Annotated in this window: 21 protein-coding genes; 8 read left to right on the forward strand and 13 right to left on the reverse strand. The window is 63.4% G+C overall.

Features of this window, described 5'->3' with window-relative positions:
* The first annotated feature begins 48 nt into the window (after positions 1–48).
* Positions 49–1,224: a DesA family fatty acid desaturase gene (locus tag A3Q7_RS0110000; protein WP_018411730.1), complete on the forward strand. Its 1,176-nt coding sequence runs from the start codon at positions 49–51 to the stop codon at positions 1,222–1,224.
* A 118-nt stretch (positions 1,225–1,342) separates the two neighbouring features.
* Positions 1,343–1,873, forward strand: coding sequence for a universal stress protein (locus A3Q7_RS0110005; protein WP_018411731.1), 531 nt, complete (start codon positions 1,343–1,345; stop codon positions 1,871–1,873).
* 123 nt (positions 1,874–1,996) lie between these two features.
* On the opposite strand, the gene A3Q7_RS0110010 is transcribed toward A3Q7_RS0110005, so the two are convergent.
* The 7 genes from A3Q7_RS0110010 to ccoN are packed head-to-tail and all read right to left on the reverse strand — an operon-like array spanning position 1,997 to position 7,414.
* Entirely contained in the window at positions 1,997–2,275 is a 279-nt protein-coding gene (locus A3Q7_RS0110010) for a hypothetical protein (RefSeq protein WP_018411732.1), read from the reverse strand.
* Positions 2,259–2,765, reverse strand: coding sequence for a FixH family protein (locus tag A3Q7_RS0110015; RefSeq protein WP_018411733.1), 507 nt, complete (start codon positions 2,763–2,765; stop codon positions 2,259–2,261). The genes A3Q7_RS0110010 and A3Q7_RS0110015 overlap by 17 nt, the downstream gene beginning before the upstream one ends.
* Before the next feature lie 3 nt (positions 2,766–2,768).
* On the reverse strand, positions 2,769–4,238 hold the full coding sequence (ccoG, locus tag A3Q7_RS0110020) for a cytochrome c oxidase accessory protein CcoG (protein WP_018411734.1): 1,470 nt from the start codon (positions 4,236–4,238) through the stop codon (positions 2,769–2,771).
* A complete protein-coding gene (gene ccoP, locus A3Q7_RS0110025) occupies positions 4,239–5,150 on the reverse strand; it encodes a cytochrome-c oxidase, cbb3-type subunit III (protein WP_018411735.1) in 912 nt (303 codons plus the stop codon). It abuts the gene before it with no gap.
* Positions 5,147–5,323 carry a cbb3-type cytochrome oxidase subunit 3 gene (locus tag A3Q7_RS0110030; RefSeq protein ID WP_018411736.1) on the reverse strand — a complete coding sequence of 59 codons (177 nt, stop codon included), beginning with the start codon at positions 5,321–5,323 and terminating at the stop codon, positions 5,147–5,149. The genes ccoP and A3Q7_RS0110030 overlap by 4 nt, the downstream gene beginning before the upstream one ends.
* A gap of 15 nt (positions 5,324–5,338) precedes the next feature.
* Complete coding sequence (ccoO, locus tag A3Q7_RS0110035) at positions 5,339–5,953, reverse strand: cytochrome-c oxidase, cbb3-type subunit II (RefSeq protein WP_018411737.1); 615 nt, start codon at positions 5,951–5,953, stop codon at positions 5,339–5,341.
* An 18-nt stretch (positions 5,954–5,971) separates the two neighbouring features.
* Positions 5,972–7,414: a cytochrome-c oxidase, cbb3-type subunit I gene (gene ccoN, locus A3Q7_RS0110040; protein WP_018411738.1), complete on the reverse strand. Its 1,443-nt coding sequence runs from the start codon at positions 7,412–7,414 to the stop codon at positions 5,972–5,974.
* Positions 7,415–7,687: 273 nt separating this feature from the next.
* On the opposite strand from ccoN, the gene A3Q7_RS0110045 reads away from it, so the two are divergent.
* On the forward strand, positions 7,688–8,020 hold the full coding sequence (locus A3Q7_RS0110045) for an H-NS histone family protein (protein WP_018411739.1): 333 nt from the start codon (positions 7,688–7,690) through the stop codon (positions 8,018–8,020).
* 77 nt (positions 8,021–8,097) lie between these two features.
* Here the strand turns inward: A3Q7_RS0110045 and A3Q7_RS0110050 are convergent, their stop codons facing one another.
* From A3Q7_RS0110050 to fdxA, 5 genes are all read right to left on the reverse strand, one after another.
* A complete protein-coding gene (locus A3Q7_RS0110050) occupies positions 8,098–9,768 on the reverse strand; it encodes a long-chain-fatty-acid--CoA ligase (protein ID WP_018411740.1) in 1,671 nt (556 codons plus the stop codon).
* Positions 9,769–9,861: 93 nt separating this feature from the next.
* A complete protein-coding gene (locus tag A3Q7_RS0110055) occupies positions 9,862–10,311 on the reverse strand; it encodes a CBS domain-containing protein (protein WP_018411741.1) in 450 nt (149 codons plus the stop codon).
* A 187-nt stretch (positions 10,312–10,498) separates the two neighbouring features.
* Positions 10,499–13,747 (reverse strand): UvrD-helicase domain-containing protein, encoded by a 3,249-nt coding sequence (locus A3Q7_RS0110060; protein ID WP_026224691.1) that lies wholly within the window; start codon positions 13,745–13,747, stop codon positions 10,499–10,501.
* The gene (locus tag A3Q7_RS0110065; protein WP_018411743.1) at positions 13,744–16,401 is read right to left on the reverse strand and encodes a PD-(D/E)XK nuclease family protein; all 2,658 of its coding nucleotides are present in this window, start codon (positions 16,399–16,401) and stop codon (positions 13,744–13,746) included. Before A3Q7_RS0110065 ends, A3Q7_RS0110060 begins: the two co-directional genes overlap by 4 nt.
* A 64-nt stretch (positions 16,402–16,465) precedes the next feature.
* The gene (fdxA, locus tag A3Q7_RS0110070; RefSeq protein WP_018411744.1) at positions 16,466–16,789 is read right to left on the reverse strand and encodes a ferredoxin FdxA; all 324 of its coding nucleotides are present in this window, start codon (positions 16,787–16,789) and stop codon (positions 16,466–16,468) included.
* A 568-nt stretch (positions 16,790–17,357) separates the two neighbouring features.
* Here fdxA and trxA point away from each other — a divergent pair.
* Both trxA and rho read left to right on the forward strand, forming a co-directional pair.
* Positions 17,358–17,684, forward strand: coding sequence for a thioredoxin TrxA (gene trxA, locus A3Q7_RS0110080; RefSeq protein ID WP_018411747.1), 327 nt, complete (start codon positions 17,358–17,360; stop codon positions 17,682–17,684).
* A 91-nt stretch (positions 17,685–17,775) separates the two neighbouring features.
* The gene (gene rho, locus A3Q7_RS0110085; protein WP_018411748.1) at positions 17,776–19,035 is read left to right on the forward strand and encodes a transcription termination factor Rho; all 1,260 of its coding nucleotides are present in this window, start codon (positions 17,776–17,778) and stop codon (positions 19,033–19,035) included.
* 105 nt (positions 19,036–19,140) lie between these two features.
* On the opposite strand, the gene A3Q7_RS0110090 is transcribed toward rho, so the two are convergent.
* The gene (locus tag A3Q7_RS0110090) at positions 19,141–20,208 is read right to left on the reverse strand and encodes a substrate-binding domain-containing protein (RefSeq protein ID WP_018411749.1); all 1,068 of its coding nucleotides are present in this window, start codon (positions 20,206–20,208) and stop codon (positions 19,141–19,143) included.
* A 196-nt stretch (positions 20,209–20,404) separates the two neighbouring features.
* Here A3Q7_RS0110090 and A3Q7_RS0110095 point away from each other — a divergent pair, with 196 nt between their 5' ends.
* The 3 genes from A3Q7_RS0110095 to fdhF are packed head-to-tail and all read left to right on the forward strand — an operon-like array spanning position 20,405 to position 25,339.
* Positions 20,405–20,899, forward strand: a complete 495-nt coding sequence (locus A3Q7_RS0110095) for a formate dehydrogenase subunit gamma (RefSeq protein WP_018411750.1) — start codon at positions 20,405–20,407, stop codon at positions 20,897–20,899.
* Positions 20,896–22,449 (forward strand): formate dehydrogenase beta subunit, encoded by a 1,554-nt coding sequence (locus A3Q7_RS0110100; RefSeq protein ID WP_018411751.1) that lies wholly within the window; start codon positions 20,896–20,898, stop codon positions 22,447–22,449. The genes A3Q7_RS0110095 and A3Q7_RS0110100 overlap by 4 nt, the downstream gene beginning before the upstream one ends.
* A gap of 28 nt (positions 22,450–22,477) precedes the next feature.
* Positions 22,478–25,339: a formate dehydrogenase subunit alpha gene (fdhF, locus tag A3Q7_RS0110105; protein WP_018411752.1), complete on the forward strand. Its 2,862-nt coding sequence runs from the start codon at positions 22,478–22,480 to the stop codon at positions 25,337–25,339.
* Positions 25,340–25,342 lie beyond the last annotated feature (3 nt).

The following is a 25,342-nucleotide window of genomic DNA, read 5'->3' on the forward strand; positions in this document are numbered from 1 at the left end:
GTCGCGTAGAATCCGTTACTTCACTTCGTGTCCCAAGGAATATCCTTAATGTTGACTGGTCTTATCGACCTGCCCTGGTGGGGCTATATCGTCGTCACCCTGGTCATGACGCACATCACGATCGCGGCGGTCACGATCTATCTGCATCGCCATCAGGCGCACCGGGCGCTCGAACTGCACCCCATCCCCAGCCATTTCTTCCGCTTCTGGCTGTGGATGACGACAGGCATGGTGACCAAGGAGTGGGCGGCGATCCATCGCAAGCACCACGCCAAGTGCGAAACGCCGGAAGATCCGCACAGCCCTCAGGTGCTCGGACTGAAGAAGGTGGTGTCGGAAGGTGCCGAACTTTACCGGAGTGAAGCGAAGAACGAGGAAACGCTGAAGCGCTACGGCCACGGTACGCCGGACGACTGGATGGAGCGCAATGTGTATACGCCGCGTTCCGGTCTGGGCATACGCATCATGCTGATCGTGAACCTGCTGCTGTTCGGACCGATAGGTCTGACCATCTGGGCGGTACAGATGGCGTGGATCCCGTTCTGGGCCGCCGGCATCGTCAATGGCGTCGGTCACTACTGGGGCTATCGCAATTACGACTGCTCGGATGCGGCCACCAACCTCGTGCCGTGGGGCATCATCATCGGCGGCGAGGAGCTTCACAACAATCACCATGCCTTCGCGACTTCGGCCAAACTGTCATCGAAGTGGTACGAATTCGATATCGGCTGGATGTATATCCGCATCCTTGAAATGCTGGGGCTGGCCAAGGCCAAGAAGACCATCCCGCAGCCGCGCTTCGAAGCACGCAACGTGATTGACACGCACACGCTGGAAGCCATCATTACCCACCGCTACGACGTGATGACCCGCTACATGAAGTCACTGCGTTCGATCTATGCGGAAGAAGTCGAGAAGCTGCGCAAGACCCATGCAGCGCTGGCCGATGGCGACCGCTTCAGCCGCTTCAAGCGCTGGCTGACACGCGGCGAAAATGCGCAGCCTGCGGGCGATGACGCGGAAATGGAATCGGTGCTCGCTCACAGCAGCCGACTGGCCACCGTGCACGCGATGCGTCAGGAGCTGATTTCCCTGTGGGCACGCTCCACCGCCTCCAGCGAACAGTTGCTCAAACAGTTGCAGGACTGGTGCGCACGGGCTGAATCAAGCGGCATCAAGCAACTTCAGGATTTCTCGATGCGTCTCAAGACTTACGCGATCTGATTCGCATCCGCCGCACCCGAGAAGCCGGAAGTGCTCCGCACTTCCGGCTTTTTACTTGGATCAAACCAAATGGCGGTTCGACGCTCAAAATAATGTACGGATAGCCGATAGAATCTGCATGGACGCAGTTTCGGAACAGTTGAGCCAGGCCGTTACCGTGGCGGTAGCGGTCGATAACAACGAGAAGGAGTCAAGGATGTTTCGCCACGTACTGGTACCCATCGATGGTTCGGAGCTTTCCAGGACGGCTGTCAAGCACGCCGTGTGCTTTGCCAAGGATGTCAAGGGCCGCGTCACCTTCCTGTTCGTGATGAAGGACTATCACGTTTCCATGCTGCACAGCGAGGACGACGAGGAAAACATCGACCCGATCGCGCCAAACGATTTCACCGACGCGATGCGTACTCACGCGGACCGCATCCTGCAGGCGGCACGTGCCGAGGCCGGCGCAGAGGGCGTACCGGTGGATACCGTAGCCGTCACCAACGACGAGCCACACAAAGCCATCATCGAAATCGCCCTGAGCCGCAGTGCCGACGTGATTTTCATGGCGTCGCACAGCCGGCGCGGGCTGGCCAGCCTGTTGCTTGGCAGCGTCACCCAGAAGGTGCTGTCGAATTCCAAGATACCGGTGCTGGTCGTCCGCTGAACCGGGACACGCGGTACGCGTCGGCCGAAAGGGAGCTCACGGGCTCCCTTTTTCATGCGCTGATCGTTCGCCCGCGACGCCGGCCCGAGGTCCCCGCCTGCCCCGGCGCTGCGACGAGCTGGCTCAGGGCAATCGGTCGGCCAGCCATGCGGTGAGCAGGCTGGACGCACCGGCCACGCACCAGAAGCCGAAGAACCCTATCGAGTAGGTGGCCACCACAGAAAAGTGGGCCGGCTCCCCGAGCAGATACAGTTCGCGCGGATTGATCAGACAGAAAAAGACGATTTCCGCGACCGCCGCAATCAGGAACGAGGGCCACGACACGACTGCGAACAGCCGTTCGTAACGCCCCGGTACCCGGCGGGTTTCAAGCAGTTCAAGCCCGTCATCGTTGGCCACCATCTTTGGTCTCCACGGTCAGCGACTCCTGCACACGCCAGCTTCGTGCCTCATCTTCTATCAGGACTTTCCAGTGGGTGGCCTGCAAAGCCCGGACCACACCGCCGTAATGTCCTGCCTGACCATCGAGCAGCAGCTCGCGATCGAGATCTCCCCGCGTCGGATGAGCCAGCAACATCCTGATCCGGGTTGGCAGGTCTGCAGCATCGCGCGCTTTCAGAACGACATCAAGACGCGTTGCATCATTTGCTTCCGGCACCGCCGACAACGTCACCTCGAGCCCGAGCATTTCGGCCCGCCGTTCGCGTTCCAGCGTCCGGTTGATGGACAGCCCCTGCTTGTAATAGTCATCGGCCACCAGCGCATCGTTGCTGCGTATCGCAAGCCAGGCCGTCACGATGCCGGCAACGACCACGATGAACGGGCCTGCCATCAGTATCCAGGGCCAGCGGTGGCGGTACCACGGCTGGACGCTCGGTCCTTCCTTCTGCATGTCTTACCTCGGCTGCAGGAAGGATGTCTTCTCCTTCACCCGGACGTCGGGCGCATCGATTGCCTGCAGATTGAATGTGATTTCGTGGGCGCCGGGCTCCAGAGCGCCAGCATCGATCTGCACCTGAACCGGAACGTCGCGCGAACCGGAAGCTTCCACCTCGATATCGCGCAACCCGACCAGTTCGGCCCCATCCAGTCCCTCCAGCGTTACCGTGAAGCGCTGCGCGTGCTCGGATGTATTCATGATGCGCACGCGATAGGCATTCTCGATCCGGCCGCCCTCGACCTCCCGCGCCAGGGTCGCCCGGTCGCGCAACACATTCATCTTGACCGGTGTACGGGTAAACAGCGACCACGCGAATCCGGATACGATGAGCGCGAGCAGACTGCAATAAAGGATGACACGCGGGCGCAGGATGTGGGCAAGAACCTCGCGCCAGCCTTCGTGCGCCGGCTTCTTGTCGAGCAATGTACGCTCGGTCGTGTAGGCGATCAGGCCGCGCGGCCGGCCAAGCTTGTCCATCACCTGGTCACAGGCATCGATGCACAGCGCACAGCCTATGCATTCGTATTGCAGCCCCTTGCGGATATCGATGCCGGTCGGACAGACCTGCACGCACCAGTCGCAATCCACGCAGTCCCCGACCGCCTGGCCGTCCTTGGCACGCTTCTTGTTGCCACGGGGCTCGCCACGGTTGTAGTCGTAGCTCACCACCAGGGTGTCCGGGTCGAACATGACGCTCTGGAAGCGCGCGTACGGGCACATGTACTTGCACACCTGTTCGCGCATATGGCCGGCGAACATGTAGGTGAAGGCGGCGTAGAAGAACATCCAGAAGGTTTCCCACGGCCCCAGGCTCCATTTCGCCACCTCGCCGGCCAGTTCGCGTATCGGCGTGAAGTAGCCGACAAAGGTGAAGCCGGTCCATAGCGCGAGCGCCGCCCACGCGCCGTACTTCGCGCCGCGCAGCGCGAGCTTGCGCACGCCCAGAGGTGTGGCGTCGAGCTTCATGCGCGCAGCGCGATCGCCTTCGATCTTGCGCTCTATCCACATGAAGATTTCGGTATAGACCGACTGCGGACAGGCGTAACCGCACCAGACGCGCCCGGCAACCGCGGTGACCAGGAACAATCCGAGCGCACTGATGATGAGGAGCAAGGTGAGGTAGAGCACATCCTGCGGCCACAGGATGAGCCCGAAAATGTAGAACTTGCGTTCCACCAGGTGGAACAGCACCGCCTGGCGGTCGTTCCACGGCAGCCAGGCCAGACCGTAGAACACCAGCTGCGTGATCCACACCATGGCCCACCGCAGTGTGTTGAAGCGCCCCTTGATCGCGCGCGGCTGGATCTTCTTGCGCGCCGCGTAGAGCCCTCCCTCGTCGCTGTCGGCCTGGGCTATCGGGATCACCCTGGCCTGCGGAGCATCGCCGCCCGATCCGGCATCGACTGGGGAGGGGTGAGAGGACATTTACTTGGCTCCGTCACCCTTGTTGGAAAGACCCCACACATAGGCCGCCAGCAGATGGATCTTCTTCTCGCCGAGCAGTTCTTCGTGTGCGGGCATGTGGCCGGCGCGTCCCTTGGTGATCGTCTGCACGATGATGGGCTCGGTGCTGCCGTACAGCCAGATGCCATCTGTCAGGTTGGGCGCCCCCATGAGCTGGTTACCCTTGCCTTCCGGACCGTGGCAGGCGACACAGTTGGTGGCGAAGAGGGTCTTGCCGCGCTGCACCCGGATGCTGTCCGCCGCCAGGCCGGACAGCGAACGTACGTAATTGGCGACGTCACGCACCTGTTCGCTGTCCAGCGCACCGCCGAAGGCCGGCATGGCGCCGTTGCGTCCGTTGGTGAGCGTGGCCACGATGGTTTCCGGCTCACCGCCGTACAGCCAGTCCTTGTCGGTGAGGTTGGGGAAACCACGCGAGCCGCGCGCATCGGTGCCATGGCAGACAGCGCAGTTGTTCAGGAACAGGCGCTCGCCCATCGCGCGCGCTTCGGGATCCGCAGCGACCTGCTTGATATCCATGGCGGCGTAACGATCGAACAGCGGTGCCACCTTGGCCTCGGCGGTCGCAACCTCCTTGTCGTAGGCGCCGGTAGCCGACCAGCCCAGCGCGTTGCCCAGGCTGCCCAGGCCCGGATAGGCCACCAGATAGATCACCGAGAAAATGATGGTGATCCAGAACAGCCACACCCACCAGCGCGGCAGCGGATTGTTCCATTCGGCCAGGGTTTCATCCCACTGGTGGCCGTGCAGTTCGACCGGCCCCTTGGGGCGTGCGCTGCGGTTCGAGAGCACGATGAATGCACAGAACAGCAGGCTGGCAACTACCAGCACCACCACGTACATGTTCCAGAAATTGTTGATGAAGTCGCTCACTTGTGTTCTCCGTTCTCAGGGCGGGCGCGATCGTCATCGAGGAAGGGCAGCATGGCCGCTTCCTGATGGGCACGCTGCGCACTCGGGCGCCAGGCCACGATCACGATGGCGATGAAGCAGATGAAGCCCACCACCGTCACGATCGAGCGCAATGTGTTGATGTCCAGGTCCATGCAGGGAACTCCCGCTCAATTCACACGCTTGATCGCCGTCCCGAGGCCTTGCAGATAGGCGATCAGGGCCTCAAGCTCGGTCTTGCCCTTGAGCTCTTCGGCTGCGCCCTTGATCTGCTCCTCGGTGTAGGGGGTGCCGACCAGCGTCAGCGCACGCATGCGCTGCTCGATGGTGCTGCCGTCGACCGGGCGATCGAGCCACGGGAAAGCCGGCATGTTCGATTCCGGCACCACGTCGCGCGGATTGATCAGGTGCACGCGGTGCCACTCGTCGGAATAGCGACCACCGACACGCGCCAGGTCCGGACCGGTACGCTTGGAGCCCCACTGGAACGGGCGGTCATAGACGAACTCGCCCGCAACGGAGTAGTGGCCGTAGCGCTCGGTTTCGGCGCGGAACGGACGGATCATCTGCGAATGGCAGTTGTAGCAGCCCTCGCGGACATAGATGTCGCGGCCAGCCAGTCGCAGAGGGCTGTACGGCTCGACCCCCTTGACCGGCTCGGTCGTCGAATGCTGGAAGAACAGCGGGACGATCTCGACCAGACCACCGATGGCAATGGTGATGAAGGTCAGGATGGCCAGCAGGCCGATATTGCGTTCGACCAGTTCGTGCTTGGATGCAGCCATGATGTCTTTCTCCAGTTATCAGGCGTGCGCGGCAGCCGGTTCGAGAACAGGGGCGTTGTAGGGCTTGTTGTTGGCAATCGTCTTCCAGACGTTCCAGGCCATCACGAACATGCCGGACAGATAGAGCAGACCGCCCACGAACCGGATGAACCAGAACGGATAGCTGGCCTTGACCGCTTCGACGAAGGTGTAGGTGAGCGTGCCGTCGTCGTTGATCGCGCGCCACATCAGGCCTTGCATCACGCCGGCGATCCACATGGACGCGATGTAGAGCACAACACCGAGGGTGGCCATCCAGAAATGCAGGTTGATCGCCTTGACCGAATACATGCGTTCCTGGCCGAACAGACGCGGGATCAGGTAGTAGATCGAGCCGATGGAAATCATCGCCACCCAGCCCAGCGCACCGGAATGCACGTGGCCGACGGTCCAGTCGGTGTAGTGCGAAAGCGCATTCACCGTCTTGATCGCCATCATCGGACCTTCGAAGGTCGACATGCCGTAGAAGGACAGCGAAGTGATCAGGAACTTGAGGATGGGGTCGGTGCGAAGTTTGTGCCATGCGCCCGACAGGGTCATGATGCCGTTGATCATGCCGCCCCAGCTCGGTGCCAGCAGGATGAGCGAGAACACCATGCCCAGCGACTGCGTCCAGTCGGGCAGCGCGGTGTAATGCAGGTGGTGCGGACCCGCCCACATATAGGTGAAGATGAGGGCCCAGAAGTGCACCACCGACAGCCGGTAGGAATACACCGGGCGTTCCGCCTGCTTGGGCACGAAGTAATACATCATGCCGAGGAAGCCTGCGGTCAGGAAAAAGCCCACGGCATTGTGACCGTACCACCACTGCACCATGGCATCCTGCACGCCGGCATAGGCGGAGTAAGACTTCCAGAATCCTGCGGGAATGGCGGCGCTATTGACCACGTGCAGCAGCGCGACCGCAAGGATGAAGCCACCGTAGAACCAGTTGGCCACGTAGATGTGCGAAGTCCGGCGCTTGGCGATGGTGCCGAAGAACACCACGGCATAGGCAACCCACACCAGGGTGATCAGCACGTCGATCGGCCACTCGAGCTCGGCATATTCCTTGCCCGAAGTGATACCGAGCGGCAGCGTGATTGCGGCGGCAACGATGACAAGCTGCCAGCCCCAGAAAACGAATTCAGCAAGCCACGGAGCGAACAGCCGGGTGTGGCAGGTGCGCTGCACAACGAAGAAGGAGGTCGCCATCAGCGCACAGCCACCGAATGCGAAGATCACCGCATTGGTGTGGAGCGGGCGAAGACGTCCGAAATGGAACCATTCGGCGAAGTTGAGCTGCGGCCAGACGAGCTGCGCAGCGATGACCACACCCATCAGCATGCCCACGATGCCCCAGACCACGGTCATGATGGCGAACTGCCTCACGACCCTGTAGTCGTAGGTGCCCTGGACGGACCCCGTTGCTTCACTTTTCATTTTTACCTGCTCCTACATTGAAATAGCACAGCCCACCCAGCCGGGCGCACGTACGCATAATCGGGGCGGGAGCTTAATGTCTCGCGCCGGCCGGAGCCTTGACCCACGTCAAGCCACTCCAACGCGTGCTCCGTGGCCGGGCAGAGCACTTCGTCGTTAACGGTTCGTTTAGCGCGCAAATTAAGCCCGCCCGGCAACGAAATTCCGGAAATTGATTTACTGCTCGCAATTCTCCATTTATGATTTTCCAACCCTGAACATGGAGACACAGGAATGTCCGGTCAAAGTTATGATGAATTGATGGCAAAGATCGCCGAGCTTCAGCAACAGGCAGAAGTCGCCCGCCGTGCCGAACTTGACGCCGTGATTGCCGATGTCCGCGGGAAAGTAAAAAAATACAATCTCACCGCATCCGATATCGGACTGCCCGGTATGTCCGGCAGGAAGAGCGGACGCGGCCCTTCCGCGAACAAGTTGAAGATCGCTCCTGGAAAGTATCGCAATCCGGCTACCGGAGAAATCAAGGACGTAGGCGCTGCTGGCCGCAAGCCCGGTTGGCTGGTGGCCATGAGCGCAGATGAGCTGGCGGCTGCCCGGGTGTCCTGATTCACGACGGAAAGCGCGGCATAAGCAGCGACAGAAAAGGCAACGCAATATGCCTTTTCTGTCGCCCTATCGCGTACTCAGGATTTACGCACCTCTTCCTTCAATGCGCGGCGCAGGATCTTGCCGACATTGGTCTTGGGCAATTCTTTCCTGAATTCCACACTTTTCGGAATCTTGTACGAGGTGAGCTGACCGCGACAGTGTTCGATCACCTGCTGCTCGGTGATGCTGGCATCCCGAGCCACCACGAACACCTTGACCACCTCCCCCGAACGCTCGTCCGGAAGCCCGATGGCACAGCATTCGAGCACTCCGGGGCAGCTTGCGATGACCTCCTCGACCTCATTGGGATAGACGTTGAAGCCGGACACCAGAATCATGTCCTTCTTGCGGTCGACCAGTTTGACATAACCTCGCTCGTCGACAGACGCGATGTCTCCGGTTCGCAGGAATCCATCGTCTGTCGTGATCTCCGCCGTCTCCACCGGACGCCGGAAATACCCCTTCATCACCTGCGGCCCGCGCACGCACAATTCCCCTGTATCACCGATCCCGAGCTCGTTGCCCGAATCGTCGCGGATGGATATTTCAGTCGAGGGAATCGGCAGCCCGATGGACCCCGTGAACGACGTTTCATCGGGGCGGTTGATACATACCGCTGGCGAGGTTTCAGTCAAGCCATAGGCTTCAATCAACGGCTGTCCGGTCACACGCATCCAGCGATCCGCGACCGCGCGCTGCACTGCCATTCCACCACCCAGGGAAACCTTCAGGGCGGAAAAATCGAGATTCGCGAAATCCGGATTGTTCAAAAGGGCATTGAACAGCGTATTGACACCGGTCATCACGGTGAAGCGGTATTTGGCCAGTTCCTTCACGAATCCGGAAATATCCCTGGGATTGGTGATCAGGACATTGGTCGCCCCGAGCTGGAAGAACACCAGGCAATTCGCGGTGAGCGCAAAGATGTGATACAGCGGCAACGCCGTGATCACGACCTGCTCCCCCTTCAGGAAGGGGCGGATCCAGACGTGGGCCTGCATCATGTTGGACACGATGTTCCGATGCGTGAGCATCGCCCCTTTGGCCACGCCGGTCGTCCCTCCGGTGTACTGCAGGAAGGCGATGTCCTCGGGCACCACGCTGACCGGGTTGAGGCCCGCGCCACGCCCCAGCTTCAGCACGTCGTTGAAGCGGCGCGCATCCGGCAGATCGAAGGAAGGCACCATCTTCTTGACATGCCTCACGACGAAGTTCACCAGCCAGCCCTTGGGTACATCGAGCAGATCGCCTATCGCGGTGACAATGACGTGCCGCACTGAAGTGCGCGCAATCACGCGCTGCAGTGTGGAGGCGAAATTCTCCAGGACAACGATGACTTCCGCCCCGCTGTCGTTGAGCTGGTGCTCGAGCTCCCGCGGCGTATACAGGGGATTGCAGTTCACGATGGTATAGCCTGCACGCAGCGCGCCGAACATGGCGATCGGATACTGCAGGACATTCGGCATCATCAGTGCTATGCGCGTACCGGGCGCCAGGCCGAGTCCCGATTGCAGATGTGCGCCGAAGGCGGCACTCAGCCGGTCCAGTTCGGCAAACGAAAGTGCCTTGCCCATGCAGACGAAGGCATCCCGTGTGGCGAATTCCCTGCAACTGCGTTCGAACACCTCACCGATCGACATGAATTCCGAGGGATCGATCTCGGCCGGCACTCCTTCGGGGTAGCTTCTGAGCCACACCTTCTCCATACCGCCTCCTCACACATGGGTCACAGCCGGGCACGCACTGCGGCGACAACCGGTCCGGAAAACGGGGGCGCCGCAATTCGTCCGGCCGGTGTCTCAGCCGGACGTGTCGTCCATCGGCCAGTCACGGATATAGCTCTTCAACATGCGGTTCTCGAAGCTCTGTTCCTCGAGCATGGCACGCGCGACATCGTGGAAGGACAGCACACCCATCAGCGTGTCGCCTTCCATGATGGGAAGGTAGCGGCAGCGGTTCTCGAGCATGAGGCGCCGCAACTCGTCGACCTCCATGTCCGGATGCGCAGTCTGCGGATCGCGCTGCATGACATCGGCGACCGACAATGCCTGCCAGTTGGCGCCCGTCCCCCTCACCGCCCGCAACACCTCACGAAAACTGAGCAGCCCGACCATGTGACCGCTTTCCATCACGACAAGCGAACCCACGTCCAGATCGGTCATCGTGACAACCGCATTGCCCAGATTCTGCTGCGGCGCAACGGTATACAGCACCGTGCCCTTGATCCGCAGGATTTCATGTACTTGCATCACGACTCCCTTCTGCCGTAAAAGCGTGCGCGCAGGGGCGCCCTCGCGCTGGATGGTAGTCAAATACCGGTGGCGCGCAAAGCGTTGCGCGTGAAGCGCAGCACGCCGGTTGAACCAGCGGGAAGCCCTCACCGTGTCTTCCCTGCCACCGGGCCCGCCAAATGCCCGTCGAGCACACGACGGGTGGCTAGACGATCTGACGCAACTCACCATCGGGACCCAGCAATGCCGCCCGCACCGGTTTTCCGGGCAACAGTTGTGACACCGCGTCCGCATAGCCCCTCATCTGTTCGACATAGCCGTCCGCAAAGGATTCGCTGAATCCGCTCTTGTAATCGATGATCCAGATGTCCTCGTCGAACTCGACCAGCCGGTCCATGCGCCCGATCCGGCCATCGGTCAGCACGAACTCGACTTCGTTCTGCGCTTGCCGGTAAAGAGCCGGATCGAAGAACCGGCGCAATGGGGGACGTGCGATCAGCATCCGCGCAGCGCCCTCGAGTTCGTTCCACTGCCTCGCATCGAGACCCGCCGGTCGCGGCGGCGCAGGCTCGCCATTGGTCAGCGCTTCCAGCCATGCATGCAGACCGCTGCCCCAGATCTGGGCATCGTTCATCGTCTGTCTGGCACGTCGCGCACCAACCGGCGGTGCAACCGGCTCGACCCGCGACAGGGGCGGAGGCTGGCACGCGCCGGCATCCTCCGTCCAGCACAATTCACCGAACGACGTACTGCAGCCGCCTGCGTCATCCTGCACGGCGTTCGGGATGGACTGCACCGCGCTGCGGGCGCGTTCAAGCCAGGTATCGTCGAGCCGGCCGCGTGCCGGCTCGACGCCGCTGACGAACAGGCACTGGCGGGCGCGGGTCACCGCCACATAGAGCAGATTGGCATCCTCGCGTGCGGCGGCGGCCTCGCTGCCGGCGAGCAGACCTTCACGCACCGAACCCCGGTCCTCCTTGCGCAACAGGATGGAAAGATGTTCGGGTGCGGATTGCCCGGGCGGCCAGGAAAGCACGACGCGTGCGCCAGTGTCGCCACGCGGCTTCGCGGCGGCATCGGCCAGCCACACGATGGGCGCTTCCAGGCCTTTCGCGGCGTGCACCGTCAGCACGCGCACTCGTCCCCGGCTCGGGTCGTCGCCGAGAATGAGTCCTTCGTCCGGCGATTCGTCCTGTTCGACGCGCAGCCGTTCCAGCTCATCGAGGAAACGCGGCAGGCTGGGATAGCGCCCGCTGTCCACGCGCAAGGCAAGTTCCATGAAGGCTTCGATGTTTGCGCGCACCCCCGGCCACGCCAGCTCATCAACGCGACCGGCATAGCGCGCGAGCAGATCGCCTTCGTGCAGGATGCGATCGAGCAGATCATGCACCGGCAAATGTGCCGAGGCGAGCCGCCACCCGTCGAGCAAGGTCGCGGCGCGTCGCAACTCCGGCGCTGCATCCGCGTCCGCTCGACGCAACGCGTCCCAGGGCTCGACGCCCTCTTCCGTGAGCAACAGCAAATGGGCGTCGGTGAATGCGAACAGGGGGCTGCGCAGCACATGCGCCAGCGCCAGCGCATCGGCCGGCGCAGCGAGGAATCCGAGCAGCGCACGCAGATCCGCCGCCTCCAGCGTTTCCAGCAGACGCCCGCGGCTGGCGCCGAAGTAAGGGATTCCGTGCGCACGCAAGGCGGCTTCGTACACGGCGAGGCCGGTCCGCCGACGCAACAGGATCATCATGTCCCCATAGCGAGCAGGCCTGTCCTCGCCAGTGTGCGGATCACGTACGCACAGTCTGCCCGCCATGTCCCGCAAACGCCTGCACAGAGCGTCCGCTTCGTTCGTGCGCCGCACATCCTCGATCGCGGCGCGCGGAACGAGCAGCGGATTGCGCAAACCCGACGGCGCCGCGGCGTCCTCAGGCGGGGCATCATGGCCGAATGGCGGCAACACCTCGACCCGGCCGGGCAGATCGTGCTGCGTCGTGTGGTGCGCGGAGAATCCTTCGAATGTTTCCAGCTGGCCGAACAAAGCATTCACCAGAGACACCACGGCCGGGCTGCTGCGCCGGGTTTCGTTGCGCCGGATGTCGGCAGCGCCGAAGCGCTGGCCGAAAGCTTCGCGCGCGTGGGCGAAGATGCGCGGATCGGCGCGGCGGAAACGGTAGATGGACTGTTTGGGATCGCCGACCACGAACAGCGTGGGCTGGACCTGGTCCGGGGCGTAGGCATCGAGCCAGTGCATCAGCACCTGCCATTGCAAGGGATTGGTGTCCTGGAACTCATCCAGCAGCACGTGCCGGTAGCGTGCGTCCAGGCGCGCCTGGATGAACGGCCCGGTCTGCGCATCGGCCAGCAGTTGCGACGCATGCCATTCGAGATCGCCGAAATCCAGCACTCCGGCCGCCCGCTTGACCTGGTCATAGGCATCCAGCATGGCCTCGGCGACCATCAGTCCGTGGACGTTGACGGCCCACGCGTGGCGATCCGCACACGCCCGCATGCATTGGTCGAGGCGCGACACGACCTGGGAGAACAGGCTCTGCGCGCGCTCGGCGACGCCCCGCTTCTCGAGCGACCGGCCGGGCTTGAATGCAACGGGCACGCCGGCCTGGGTCAGCAGCGCGGATCGCAGCAGAGCCAGATAGCGCGGCGCGTCGCGATCTGCGGACGCCTCGAGCAAGGCATGCGCCTTCTTCTGCTGGGCATCGGTTCCCTGTCCGAGCAGGCGCGCCAGATCAGCGACGGCTTCGCGTACCGGACCATCGGCCGCCAGCGCAAGGACCGGGTCTTCCGCGTCGCCTCCGAAGAAAGCCCGCAAGTGTGCCTGCACACCCTCCATGCCGCCGCCGCAGGCGGCCTTCCACGCCTCCCACTCGGCACGACGGTCGATCAGCACGTCGGCCGTTTCGCGCGCGCCCGTAAGCCCCGCATAGGCAAAAAGCCAGCGCAGCGACTGCGCCAGATCGCCCTCTGGTCGTGCGCCCGCGCGACGCGTCAGCACGCGCCACGCCTGGTCGCGCAGTCGCGCCGTGCGCTCCGCAAGTTGCAGCCCCCCCAGCCCGGCGCTGAGCGGCGCAGCCGACAGCAGCGACGAAAACCACCCGTGGAAGGTGTTGATGGTGAGGCCAGGCCGGGCCGACAGCAGGCGTTCGAACAGTGCGCGCGCCTGCATCAGCATTTCGTCGTCGGCATGCAGCCCACGCTCGCACAGGAAGTGACGGACCGCATCGTCATCCGCCACGGCAAGCATGCCGAGCCAGCCTTGCAGCCGCTCTTCGATCTCGCGCGCCGCCTTGCGCGTGTAGGTGATGGCCAGGATATCGCCCGGCTGGGTGCCGGCCAGCAGCAGACGGATGATGCGCGACACCAGGGTCCAGGTCTTGCCGCTTCCCGCGCAGGCCTCGATCACGACGCTGCGCCCGGGGTCGAGTGCGGTGAGCGCGTCGCTCATGAGCGCCAGTCCTTCCTGCACAGGCCGCGCATCTGGCAATGGCTGCACGCAGCGGCATCGCCGTGCGCCGGCAGTGCGGCGCCGGCGCGCAGCGCGACGAACATGTCGTCGAGCAAGCCGCCAAGCACAACCGCGGCATCGACCGGCGCCGGGTGCGCAACGTCGATCGGACTGTCCTCGTCCAGCGCGACATAGGCGGCGCTGACCACGTCCTCATCGTGCAGCAAGGTATAGAACGCAAGCTGGGTGTCCTCGTCCGATTCCAGCGAAGCGCGGACTGCCTTGGCGTTGCGCAGCTTGTAATCGATCAGCGCGTGACCGCCCGCCGATCGGTCGATGCGATCGATCCGGCCATGCAGCACCAGGGATGCGCCGTCAGACAGCGTCAGCGCGCGCTCGCGATCACTTTCGCCGGCCTCGAACTGCCAGCCTTCCGCCTCGCGCGTGCGCGCCCAATGAACGTAGGCGGCTGCACGCTGATGCAGGCGGTCGGCCCACGCGTACTCCTGGAAATTGGCGGCGACCGCCTGCGCGAAAGATCCGGCGATCGCGGCCCCGAGGTCGTCAACCAGCGCATCGAATGGCGCGTCCTGCAATCGAGGGTGCGCACGGTGGAAGCGATGCAGCACCGCGTGCACCTGCTCGCCCACGCGCCCCTTGCCAAGCACTTCCTCGACCTCGTCGCGCACCCCCAGACGCAGCACGCGTCGCGCGAAATAGCGATAGGGGCAGGCGACGAGATCGGCCAGCGCGCTGGCCGAAATGCGCTGCGGCACGCGCTCTGCAGGCAGCGAGGGCGCGGCGGAGAACGCCGGCAGGACGGCCGCCGGAGGATCGGCCTGAACCGGTACCGGCGTCATGATGGACGGCAGGCCCGACCGCACGCAGGCACGGTCGAGACGCTGCAGCGCCGCCGCCGGCAGGCAGGTTTCGCCATCGCGCTGCGCCTGCCAACTGAACACGACCCTGCCCGCACACAGCACGAGCGACGCAATATCCTCCTGCAGTTGCCGCGCCGCCTCCCGGGCATCCGCCAGCCCCAGTTCGCGGCGCAAGCCGTCGTGTGCCAGGATGCCGCGCGGGCTCGCGGCCGACAGATGATCGCTGTCGGCGCCGATGACGTAGGCGGCATCGAAATGACGAAGCCGCGTTGCGGCGATATGGGTCAGCACCACCGGGCTGTCCAGTTCGTCATCGCGGAACAGCGCCTGTTCGAACTCGGCGTTCAGCCATTTCCGCCATTCCGCGAATTCGAAGGCAGTGACCACGTTCGCACTGTCGGCGACCAGGGTGTCGAGCAGCGCGATCACCTGAACGCCAGCCAGATCGCCGGCCAGGCGGGCGCGCGCGCCCAGCGCATCGAGCGCGGCCAGCAGGCGGCCGGTCCAGAAGCTGGCCGGGGCCTTCCCGGTGGGCATCATCGCGAACGCGGATGCGAGCGCACGGATCAGTCCGGCCGCCGGACCTGCGGGCAGTGCGCGGGAGGCATCGGCCAGCAGCGCATGCAGCCCCTCGACATGATTGGCATCGACCACCCACTCGTCGATGGCACGAATGGCCAGCGCATGACCGTCGTCATCCAGCCCGCCCGCAATATAGGGGGAGCGGATCAGATCCAGCAGATCGCGGAAGTAGCCATCGGACGCAAGGCATTGCAGGAAGGCATCCACCGTCGCCGCAGCCCGCGTGGTCGACAGCTTCCAGCCGGTTTCGTCGGCGAGCAGTATCTGTTGTCGCTCCAGCAGCGCGCGTGCGCGCCGGGCGGCCTCGCGATCCACCGCCACCAGGGCGATGTCGCGCATGCCTGATACCAGCCAGCCGGCAATGCAGTCCGCCGCGTGGCGCGCCTCCTGTTCCAGCGACTGGGCACTGAACACCTGTACCCGGCGACTCAGCTCGCGCATGTCGCCCATTGCCACCTGGCGCAGGAACAGCGGCGGCGCTTCATCGCCTTCCACCGGCCACGCCGCCTGCAGCGCCCGCGCTAGCGGCGTGCCCTGTGTCGGGCGCTGCGCGCGCACCACGGTCACCGCCGCCCGCTCGCCCCAGGAAAGTACCCAGCGCGGCACCGGAGCGAGACGGTCGAGCAGCACGACCAGCGGCCGCGTCGCCGAAGCGGCCGCGCGCAGCAGCGCGAGCTGGCGGGCCCGGGCGTGTCCCGGCGCGCCGATGCGATCGCTCTGCCAGACGGCGGACACGAGCCGCGCTTCGAGCGACAGCGCACCACAGTCCGACAGCGCGTGCGTGCGGGCAAACAAGGCGGCAAGCTCATCCTCGTCAGGGAGGTCGACCTCGGCCAGTTCATCGCTCAGTTCAAGCAGCTCGCGGGCAATCGTCCACAGGTCGGCATTGCCGAGCCAGCCCTGCCGTCTGAGCATGTCGACCAGGGAAAGCAGACGACGCGCCCGAGGATCGACGTCGACATCGCCCGACCAACGCGCGGCAAGGGTCGCTTCGGTAAGCAGTCGCGGCATGAACACTGCCGTGCCGGCATGGGCGAGCAGCGCGGCACGCACGCGTCCGGCGAGCGCGAAGGAAGGCAGCACCAGATCGCATGCGCGCAGGGCATCGCCGTGGCGACCGATCAACAGACGGGCGAACCCGGCGAAAAAGTCCGGCCCCGGCGGAAGCAGAACGGTGTCTATGACAGGCACGTGCGCACCGCGATGAGAAGCTTCATACGGGCCGCAGCCTGGACCGGCAAGGGCGAAAGGCGGCTCAGCGCTCCAGCATGCCCAGCTTGTCCTTCACCTTGGCCCAGTCGTCCGCGTCCGGCAAGGGATCCTTGCGTTCGATGATGGCGGGCCATTCCTTGGCCAGTTCGGCATTCAATTCGATGAACTGCACCTGATCGGCCGGCACATCGTCTTCCGAGAAAATGGCTTCGGCCGGGCATTCGGCGACGCACAGCGTGCAGTCGATGCACTCATCCGGATCGATCACCAGGAAATTCGGGCCTTCGCGGAAGCAGTCGACCGGACATACATCGACGCAGTCGGTGTACTTGCACTTGATACAGGATTCGGTGACGACGTAAGTCATGATTTCTCCGTGGAACCGCCGACATGCAGGATGGCGCGCGGGTCCGGCGACATCGTTTTGCAGCGCCGGCGCGACAACTGGCAGACCCCGCGCGGGCGCATCGATGGCCCGCAGCGACCATCCGGAACAGGAATGAGGGGTCAAAGTCTACCATCCGGCTGCTGCCGGAGCGGCATTCCCTGTCGTGCCGGTACGACATGCCGGTATGAATTTTTGTGAGGGGTCGCGGCAACGCACTGCACCAGCGGATGTTTTTTGTATTAGCATTCGTGACATGGCTTGATGACTGCCATGACCATCTGCAGTCGTCCGGATGAATCCGGTCCGTCAGCCCGCAGTCGCGGAATCTGGAACTACGAGCCGACGCTCATTCTCCAGAACAATTCGGTGGCCTGCCGGACGGGCATCTCCAACCAGCTAATCGATATCCTTTTCAGGCGCGCCACCGGTCGGTCAGCATGCAGGCGCATCCAGACCGCTCCGGCATATTCCGTGACCATGAAGGTCTCTGGCGTGCCCCGACTCCATCCATCCGATCACGTTCCCAGTCAAGCACCGCGAGGACACAATGAGCGAACACATCCACCACGTCACTGACGCCAGCTTCGAAGCCGAGGTCATCAAGTCGGACCAGCCGGTTCTGGTCGATTACTGGGCGGAATGGTGTGGTCCGTGCAAGATGATTGCGCCCATCCTCGACGAAGTGGCCCGCGATTACGCAGGCAAGCTGCGGGTCGCCAAGCTCAATATCGACGAGAACCAGGAAACGCCGGCCCGTTTCGGGATCCGCGGCATCCCGACGCTGATGTTGTTCAAGGACGGAAACGTCGAAGCGACCAAGGTCGGCGCACTTTCAAAGTCCCAACTGACCGCTTTCCTGGACAGCCACCTCTGATTCATCGCCCCGCGGCACGGGCGCGTCCGCGCCCGGCCCGACCCGGCGCCTGACGCGCCCCTCCCCACCCCGCCTTCCGCACATCTTCACCATGCACCTTTCAGAACTGAAAGCACTCCACGTCAGCCAGCTGCTCGAAATGGCGCAGTCCTTCGAAATCGAAGGCGCCAACCGGCTGCGCAAGCAGGAACTCGTCTTTGCCATCCTGCGCAACCGCGCCAAGAAAGGCGAAAGCATCTATGGGGACGGCGCGCTGGAAGTACTGCCCGACGGTTTCGGCTTCCTGCGCTCCCCGGAAGCGAGTTACCTCGCGGGCACCGACGACATCTACGTATCGCCCAGTCAGATCCGTCGCTTCAACCTGCATACCGGCGACACGATAGAAGGCGAAATACGTACCCCCAAGGATGGCGAGCGCTACTTCGCACTGGTGAAGGTGGATCGCATCAACAGCGAGCCGCCGGAAGCGACCAAGCACAAGATCCTGTTCGAGAACCTGACGCCACTGCATCCGACCGAGCCGCTCAAGCTCGAACGCGACATGCGCGGCGAGGAGAACACGACTTCGCGCGTGATCGACATGATCGCGCCTATCGGCAAAGGCCAGCGCGCGCTGCTGGTGGCACCGCCCAAGACCGGCAAGACGGTGATGATGCAGCACATCGCGCACGCCATTACCGTGAATCACCCGGAAGCGATGCTCATCGTGCTGCTGATCGACGAACGTCCGGAAGAAGTGACCGAAATGCAGCGTTCGGTGAAGGGAGAAGTCGTCGCATCGACCTTCGACGAACCGGCCACCCGCCACGTGCAGGTCGCCGAAATGGTGATCGAGAAGGCCAAGCGCCTGGTCGAGCACAAGAAGGACGTGATCATCCTGCTCGATTCCATCACCCGTCTGGCGCGCGCCTACAACACGGTACAGCCGGCCTCCGGCAAGGTGCTGACCGGCGGCGTGGACGCCAATGCGCTGCAAAAGCCCAAGCGGTTCTTCGGCGCCGCGCGCAATGTCGAGGAAGGCGGCAGCCTCACCATCATCGCCACCGCACTGATCGAAACCGGCAGCCGCATGGACGACGTGATCTACGAGGAATTCAAGGGCACCGGCAATATGGAAATCCATCTTGACCGGCGCATGGCGGAAAAGCGCGTCTATCCCGCGATCAACGTCAATCGTTCCGGCACGCGCCGCGAGGAATTGCTGCTGGCTCCGGAAATCCTGCAGAAGATCTGGGTGCTGCGCAAACTGCTGTACAACATGGACGACCTGGAAGCGATCGAATTCCTGCTCGACAAGATAAAGAGCACCAAGAGCAACGGCGAATTCTTCGACGCCATGCGAAGGGGGTGAGACAGGGGTTTCGCAGCGCACTGCGCTGCGCCTGTCGAACCGGTTTGCCATGCAGGGCAAACCGTGGATGAAGCAGGAGTTTCGCGAAGCGCCGCTTCGCGCCCCCTAAGCTCGCAAGGCCTCCACCACCGACAGCACTTCACCGGGTGCGTCCGCCGAGTAGCCGGGCAGGCGCGACACCGCCGCCAGAAATTCCGCCGACTTCAAGGCTTCGAGCAGCCGTTGCATAGACGGCAGTTCCAGCGCTTCGGCTCGACAGGCGAGAAAGTAATCCTCCTTGGCGATGGGCACGAAATCCAGCTTGAACTGTGTTGCCGCCGCCTCGACGCCGAAGCCGGTATCCGCCATGCCGCTCGCGATATGTGCTGCAACGGCCGCATGCGTGAATTCCACCGTTTCATAGCCGGAAACCCGGTCCGCATCGATGCCGGCCTCGGCCAGCATGAGATCCAGCAGCACGCGCGTACCCGAGCTGGCCTGCCGGTTGATGAAACGCACATCCTTGCGGGTGAGGTCCTGCAGCGAACGGATGCCGAGCGGGTTGCCGGTGGCGACGAACAGGCCCTGGGTGCGTCTGACCAGCCGGATGATGCGATGCGCACGCGGCTTCAGATGGCGCATCAGCTGCGCAGTGAGATCCGGCGACAACCTTCCGCTGGGAAGGTGAAAGCCGCACAGGTCGCAGCTTCCGCGCGCCATCGAACTGAGACCATCTATCGCACCCAGATACTGCAGTTCGAGCCGCACGCCGGCGATGCGGCCGATCAGATCGGGCAGGAGGGCCACTGCATAACCATGACTCGCGTGCAGACGGAGCACGGGCTGGGTATTCATCAGTGATGCATTGATCTCGCGATCGATCTCCACCGAAAGGTTTTCCAGTTGCGGCGACAGACGCGCCTGGATGCGCTGCGCCGCCCAGGTGAGCTTCTCTCCGAGCGGGGTGAGCGCGGCGCCACGCCCCTGCGACAGCTCCACCAGCGGCGTGCCGAAGAAGGCCGACCAGGTGCGGATGAGGTTCCAGCAATGCCGATAGGAAAAGCCCACCTCACGCGCCGCCTGGGTCAACTTTCCACTGCGCTGCACGGCGGCCAGCACCTGGAACAGCAAAGGGTCGATTTCCCGTCCTTCGGCATTCCTGAAGCGCCACGCGGGCTCGATCTGTATGCGCATGATTAGGAAGTTTTTTTCATATCGTTAAGAAGGATATCGGCTGCTAACCTCAGTTTGAAGCCACTGTATCTTCCGCAGGGTGGCTTTTTCGCAATTATGAACAAGAGTTCCGATTCGATGGCTGGCCGGTTCTGATTTCAGGACATCCCCAAATGGCCGTTGACTGTCGACCGCAGGAATTCGGAGGAGAGTAGTCATGTCATTGCACCACACCGGCGCAGGCATCGACGGCCAGAAGCTGAAAAGCCTGGTCGACAGTCATGCCGCTCTGCCCGGCGCGCTTCTGCCCATGCTGCACGCCATCCAGGACGAATTCGGACACGTTCCGGAACAGGCCGTGCCCGTCATTGCACGCAGCCTCAATCTATCCCGCGCCGAAGTGCATGGCGTGATCACCTTCTACCACCACTTCCGCACCCATGCGCCTGGACGCCACGTCGTCCAGGTCTGTCGCGCGGAGGCCTGTCAGTCCGTCGGTGCGGCGGCACTTGAAGCGCATGCGAAAAAGTGCCTCGGCATCGACTTCCATGAAACAACAGCGGATGGCGCGGTCACGCTCGAAGCGGTGTATTGCCTCGGCAACTGTGCGCTGGGCCCGTCGGTGCGCGTCGGCGACGACGTGATCGGCCGGGTAAGCCCGGAACGTTTCGACGACATCATCGCCGAACTGCGCGCGGAGGTGGCCGCATGAGCACCCGCATCTACGTTCCGATCGATTCGAGCGCGCTGTCGCTCGGCGCCGGCCGTGTCGCCAAGGCGATCGCAGACGAAGCAGCCCGCCGCGGCATCGCGATCGAACTGGTACGCAACGGTTCGCGTGGCGCCTTTTTCCTGGAACCCATGGTCGAAGTGCAGACCCCGGCTGGCCGCATGGCCTACGGTCCGGTTCAGGTGAAAGATGTCGCTTCGCTGTTCGACGCGGGGTTCATCAGCGGCGGCGGACAGCACGGGCTGTCGCTCGGTCCGGCCGACGAAATTCCCTACCTGAAGAACCAGGAGCGCCTGACCAGCGCGCGCATCGGCATCACCGATCCCCTGAGCCTGGATGACTACACCGCGCATGGCGGCTACGAAGGCCTGAAGAACGCCCTGGCGATGAGCGGGGCGGACGTCGTCAAGGAAGTGACCGATTCCGGCCTGCGCGGCCGCGGCGGCGCAGCCTTCCCGACCGGCATCAAGTGGAATACCGTGCTCGGCGCCAGCGCCGACCAGAAGTACGTGGTGTGCAACGCCGACGAAGGCGATTCCGGCACCTTCTCCGATCGCATGATCATGGAGGGCGACCCCTATGTGCTGATCGAGGGCATGACCATCGCCGGCATCGCGGTCGGCGCCACCCAAGGCTATATCTACCTGCGTTCCGAGTATCCGCATGCCTTCGCCACGCTGAAGGAAGCGATCCGGCGCGCCCGCGCCGCCGGCTGGCTGGGCCAGGATGTGCGCGGTTCGGGCAAGGCGTTCGAACTGGAAGTGCGCCTCGGTGCCGGCGCCTACATCTGCGGTGAGGAAACCTCGCTGCTGGAAAGCCTGGAAGGCAAGCGCGGCATCGTGCGCTTCAAACCGCCGCTGCCGGCGCTGCAGGGCCTGTTCGGCAAACCGACGGTCATCAACAACGTGATTTCGCTGGCGTCGGTACCCATCATCCTTGCCAGGGGCGGCGCCTGGTATCGCGATTACGGCATGGGTCGCTCGCGCGGAACGCTGCCGTTCCAGCTCACCGGAAACATCAAGCGGGGTGGACTGGTCGAAAAGGCATTCGGCCTGACACTGAACGAACTGATCTACGACTTCGGCGGCGGCACGCTGTCCGGACGACCGGTGCGTGCGGTTCAGGTCGGCGGCCCGCTCGGCGCGTATGTGCCGGCATCGCAGTTCGACGTGCCGCTCGATTACGAGGAATACGCGAAGCGCCAGGCGATGATCGGTCACGGCGGCATCGTGGTGTTCGACGACACGGTGGACATGTCCCGTATGGCGCGCTACGCGATGGAATTCTGTGCGATCGAATCCTGTGGCAAATGCACGCCCTGTCGCATCGGTTCGACGCGAGGCGTAGAAGTGATCGACCGCATCATCGCCGACGAACAGCGCGGCAAGAACATCGCGCTGCTGCAGTCGCTGTGCGACACCATGCTCAACGGCTCGCTCTGCGCGCTGGGCGGCATGGCGCCCTATCCGGTGCTGTCGGCGCTGAACCATTTCCCCGAAGACTTCGGCATCTCCAAGACCGAAGCGGCATAAGAACGGCACGTAGCTGAGGAGAATCGCCATGTCACTACCCCGCAATACCGATTACGGCACCCCCGCCCGGGAATCCGAAAAGGAAGTCACGCTGTCGATCGACGGCATCGAAGTCACGGTGCCGGCCGGCACCTCGGTCATGCGCGCCGCCCAGGAGTGCGATGCCAGCATTCCCAAGCTGTGCGCGACCGACAGCCTCGAGCCTTTCGGATCCTGCCGCCTCTGTCTGGTGGAGATCGAAGGTCGCCGCGGTTACCCCGCGTCCTGTACCACGCTGGTCGAACCCGGCATGCAGGTGCGCACCCAGACGCCCAAACTGGCCGAAATCCGCCGCGGCGTCATGGAGCTCTACATTTCCGACCATCCGCTGGACTGTCTCACCTGCTCCGCCAACGGGAACTGCGAACTGCAGGACATGACCGGTGTGGTCGGCCTGCGCGAAGTGCGCTACGGCATGAAGGGCAAGAACCACTTCGATCTGCTGTCGGCACTCAGCAAGGACGAATCCAACCCCTACTTCACCTACGATCCTTCCAAGTGCATCGTCTGCAACCGGTGCGTGCGGGCGTGCGAGGAAACCCAGGGCACCTTCGCGCTCACCATTTCCGGCCGCGGTTTCGATTCGCGCGTGAGCCCGGGCGAGAGCCAGCCTTTCATGGAATCGGAATGCGTGTCCTGCGGCGCCTGCGTGCAGGCCTGCCCGACCGCCACGCTGATGGAAAAGGGCGTGATCGAGCATGGTCAGGCGGAAAAGAAGGTCACCACCACCTGCGCCTACTGCGGCGTGGGCTGCTCGTTCGACGCCGAGGTGAAGGGCACGACCGTGGTGCGCATGGTGCCGAACAAGGACGGCGGCGCCAACCACGGTCACTCCTGCGTGAAAGGCCGGTTCGCCTTCGGCTACGCGACCCATCCGGATCGCATCACCACGCCGATGATACGCAAGAGCATCGAGGACGCATGGCAGCCGGTGAGCTGGGACGAGGCGATCGGCTATGCCGCTTCGGAATTCAAGCGCATCCAGGCGAAGTACGGTCGCGATTCGATCGGCGGCATCGTGTCCAGCCGCTGCACCAATGAAGAAGGCTATCTGGTGCAGAAGCTGGTACGCGCGGCATTCGGCAACAACAACGTCGACACCTGCGCCCGTGTCTGCCACTCGCCCACCGGTTACGGCCTGAAGCAGACCCTGGGTGAGTCGGCCGGCACGCAGACCTTCGATTCGGTCATGAAATCGGATGTGATCATGGTGATGGGTGCCAACCCCACCGATGGACATCCGGTTTTCGGTTCGCAGATGAAACGTCGTCTGCGCCAGGGCGCCAAGCTCATCGTGGTCGATCCGCGTGCAATCGACCTGGTGCGCTCGCCGCACATCCAGGCCACGCATCACCTGAAGCTCAAGCCGGGCAGCAACGTCGCCATCATCACTGCCATGGCCCACGTGGTCGTGACCGAAGGCCTGGTGCAGGAGGACTTCGTGCGCGAGCGCTGCGAATGGGTGTCTTTCGAGCAATGGCGCGATTTCGTGTCCAAGCCGGAAAATTCGCCGGAAGCGATGGAAATCCATACCGGCGTGCCGGCAGCCGAAGTGCGCGCCGCCGCCCGCCTGTTCGCCACCGGCGGCAACGCAGCCATCTACTACGGTCTGGGCGTGACCGAACACAGCCAGGGTTCGACCACGGTGATCGGCATCGCCAACCTCGCGATGGCCACCGGCAACATCGGCCGCGAAGGCGTGGGCGTGAATCCGCTGCGCGGTCAGAACAATGTGCAGGGCTCGTGCGACATGGGCAGCTTCCCGCACGAACTGCCGGGCTATCGCCATGTGTCCGATTCGGCCACGCGCGCCTTGTTCAAGGATGCGTGGGGTGTGGAGCCGCAGCCGGAGCCGGGATTGCGCATCCCGAACATGTTCGAGGCCGCGATGGAAGGCTCCTTCATGGGCCTGTACTGCGAAGGCGAGGACATCGTCCAGTCCGATCCGAACACCCAGCACGTCGAAGCCGCGCTGCGCGCGATGGAATGCGTGGTGGTGCAGGATCTTTTCCTGAACGAAACCGCCAAGTTCGCGCACGTGTTCCTGCCGGGCTCCAGCTTCCTCGAAAAGGACGGCACCTTCACCAATGCGGAGCGCCGCATCTCGCGCGTGCGCAAGGCCATGCCGCCGCTGGCCGGGAAGGCCGACTGGGAAGTGACCTGCATGCTGTCGAATGCGCTCGGCTATCCGATGGACTACACGCATCCGTCGGAAATCATGGATGAGATCGCGCGCCTGACGCCGACTTTCCACGGCGTGAGCTATCAGCACCTGGACGAGCTGGGCAGCATTCAGTGGCCCTGCAACGAGCAGGCACCGGAAGGGACACCCATCATGCACATCGACGAATTCGTGCGTGGCAAGGGACGTTTCATGCTCACCGAGTACGTACCGACCGAGGAGCGCACTTCGTCGCGCTTCCCGCTCATCCTCACCACCGGCCGCATTCTGTCGCAGTACAACGTGGGGGCGCAGACGCGCCGCACACCGAACTCGATGTGGCACGACGAGGACCGCCTGGAAATCCATCCGACCGATGCCGAATTGCGCGGCATCAACGAGGGTGACTGGGTCGGCATCAGTTCGCGCGCCGGCGAGACGGTGTTGCGCGCTGTGGTGTCCGAGCGCATGCAGCCGGGCGTGGTCTACACCACCTTCCACTTCCCGGAATCGGGCGCCAACGTCATCACCACCGACAACTCGGACTGGGCCACGAACTGCCCCGAGTACAAGGTAACCGCCGTTCAGGTGACGCGCGTCACCCAGCCGTCGGAATGGCAGCAGCGCTACCGCGACTTCACGAAGCAGCAACTGGATCTGCTGCCCAAGTCGCCGCGCGAGAAGGTGTAACGC

This window comes from Methyloversatilis thermotolerans (assembly GCF_000372885.1).
Lineage (GTDB): Bacteria > Pseudomonadota > Gammaproteobacteria > Burkholderiales > Rhodocyclaceae > Methyloversatilis > Methyloversatilis thermotolerans.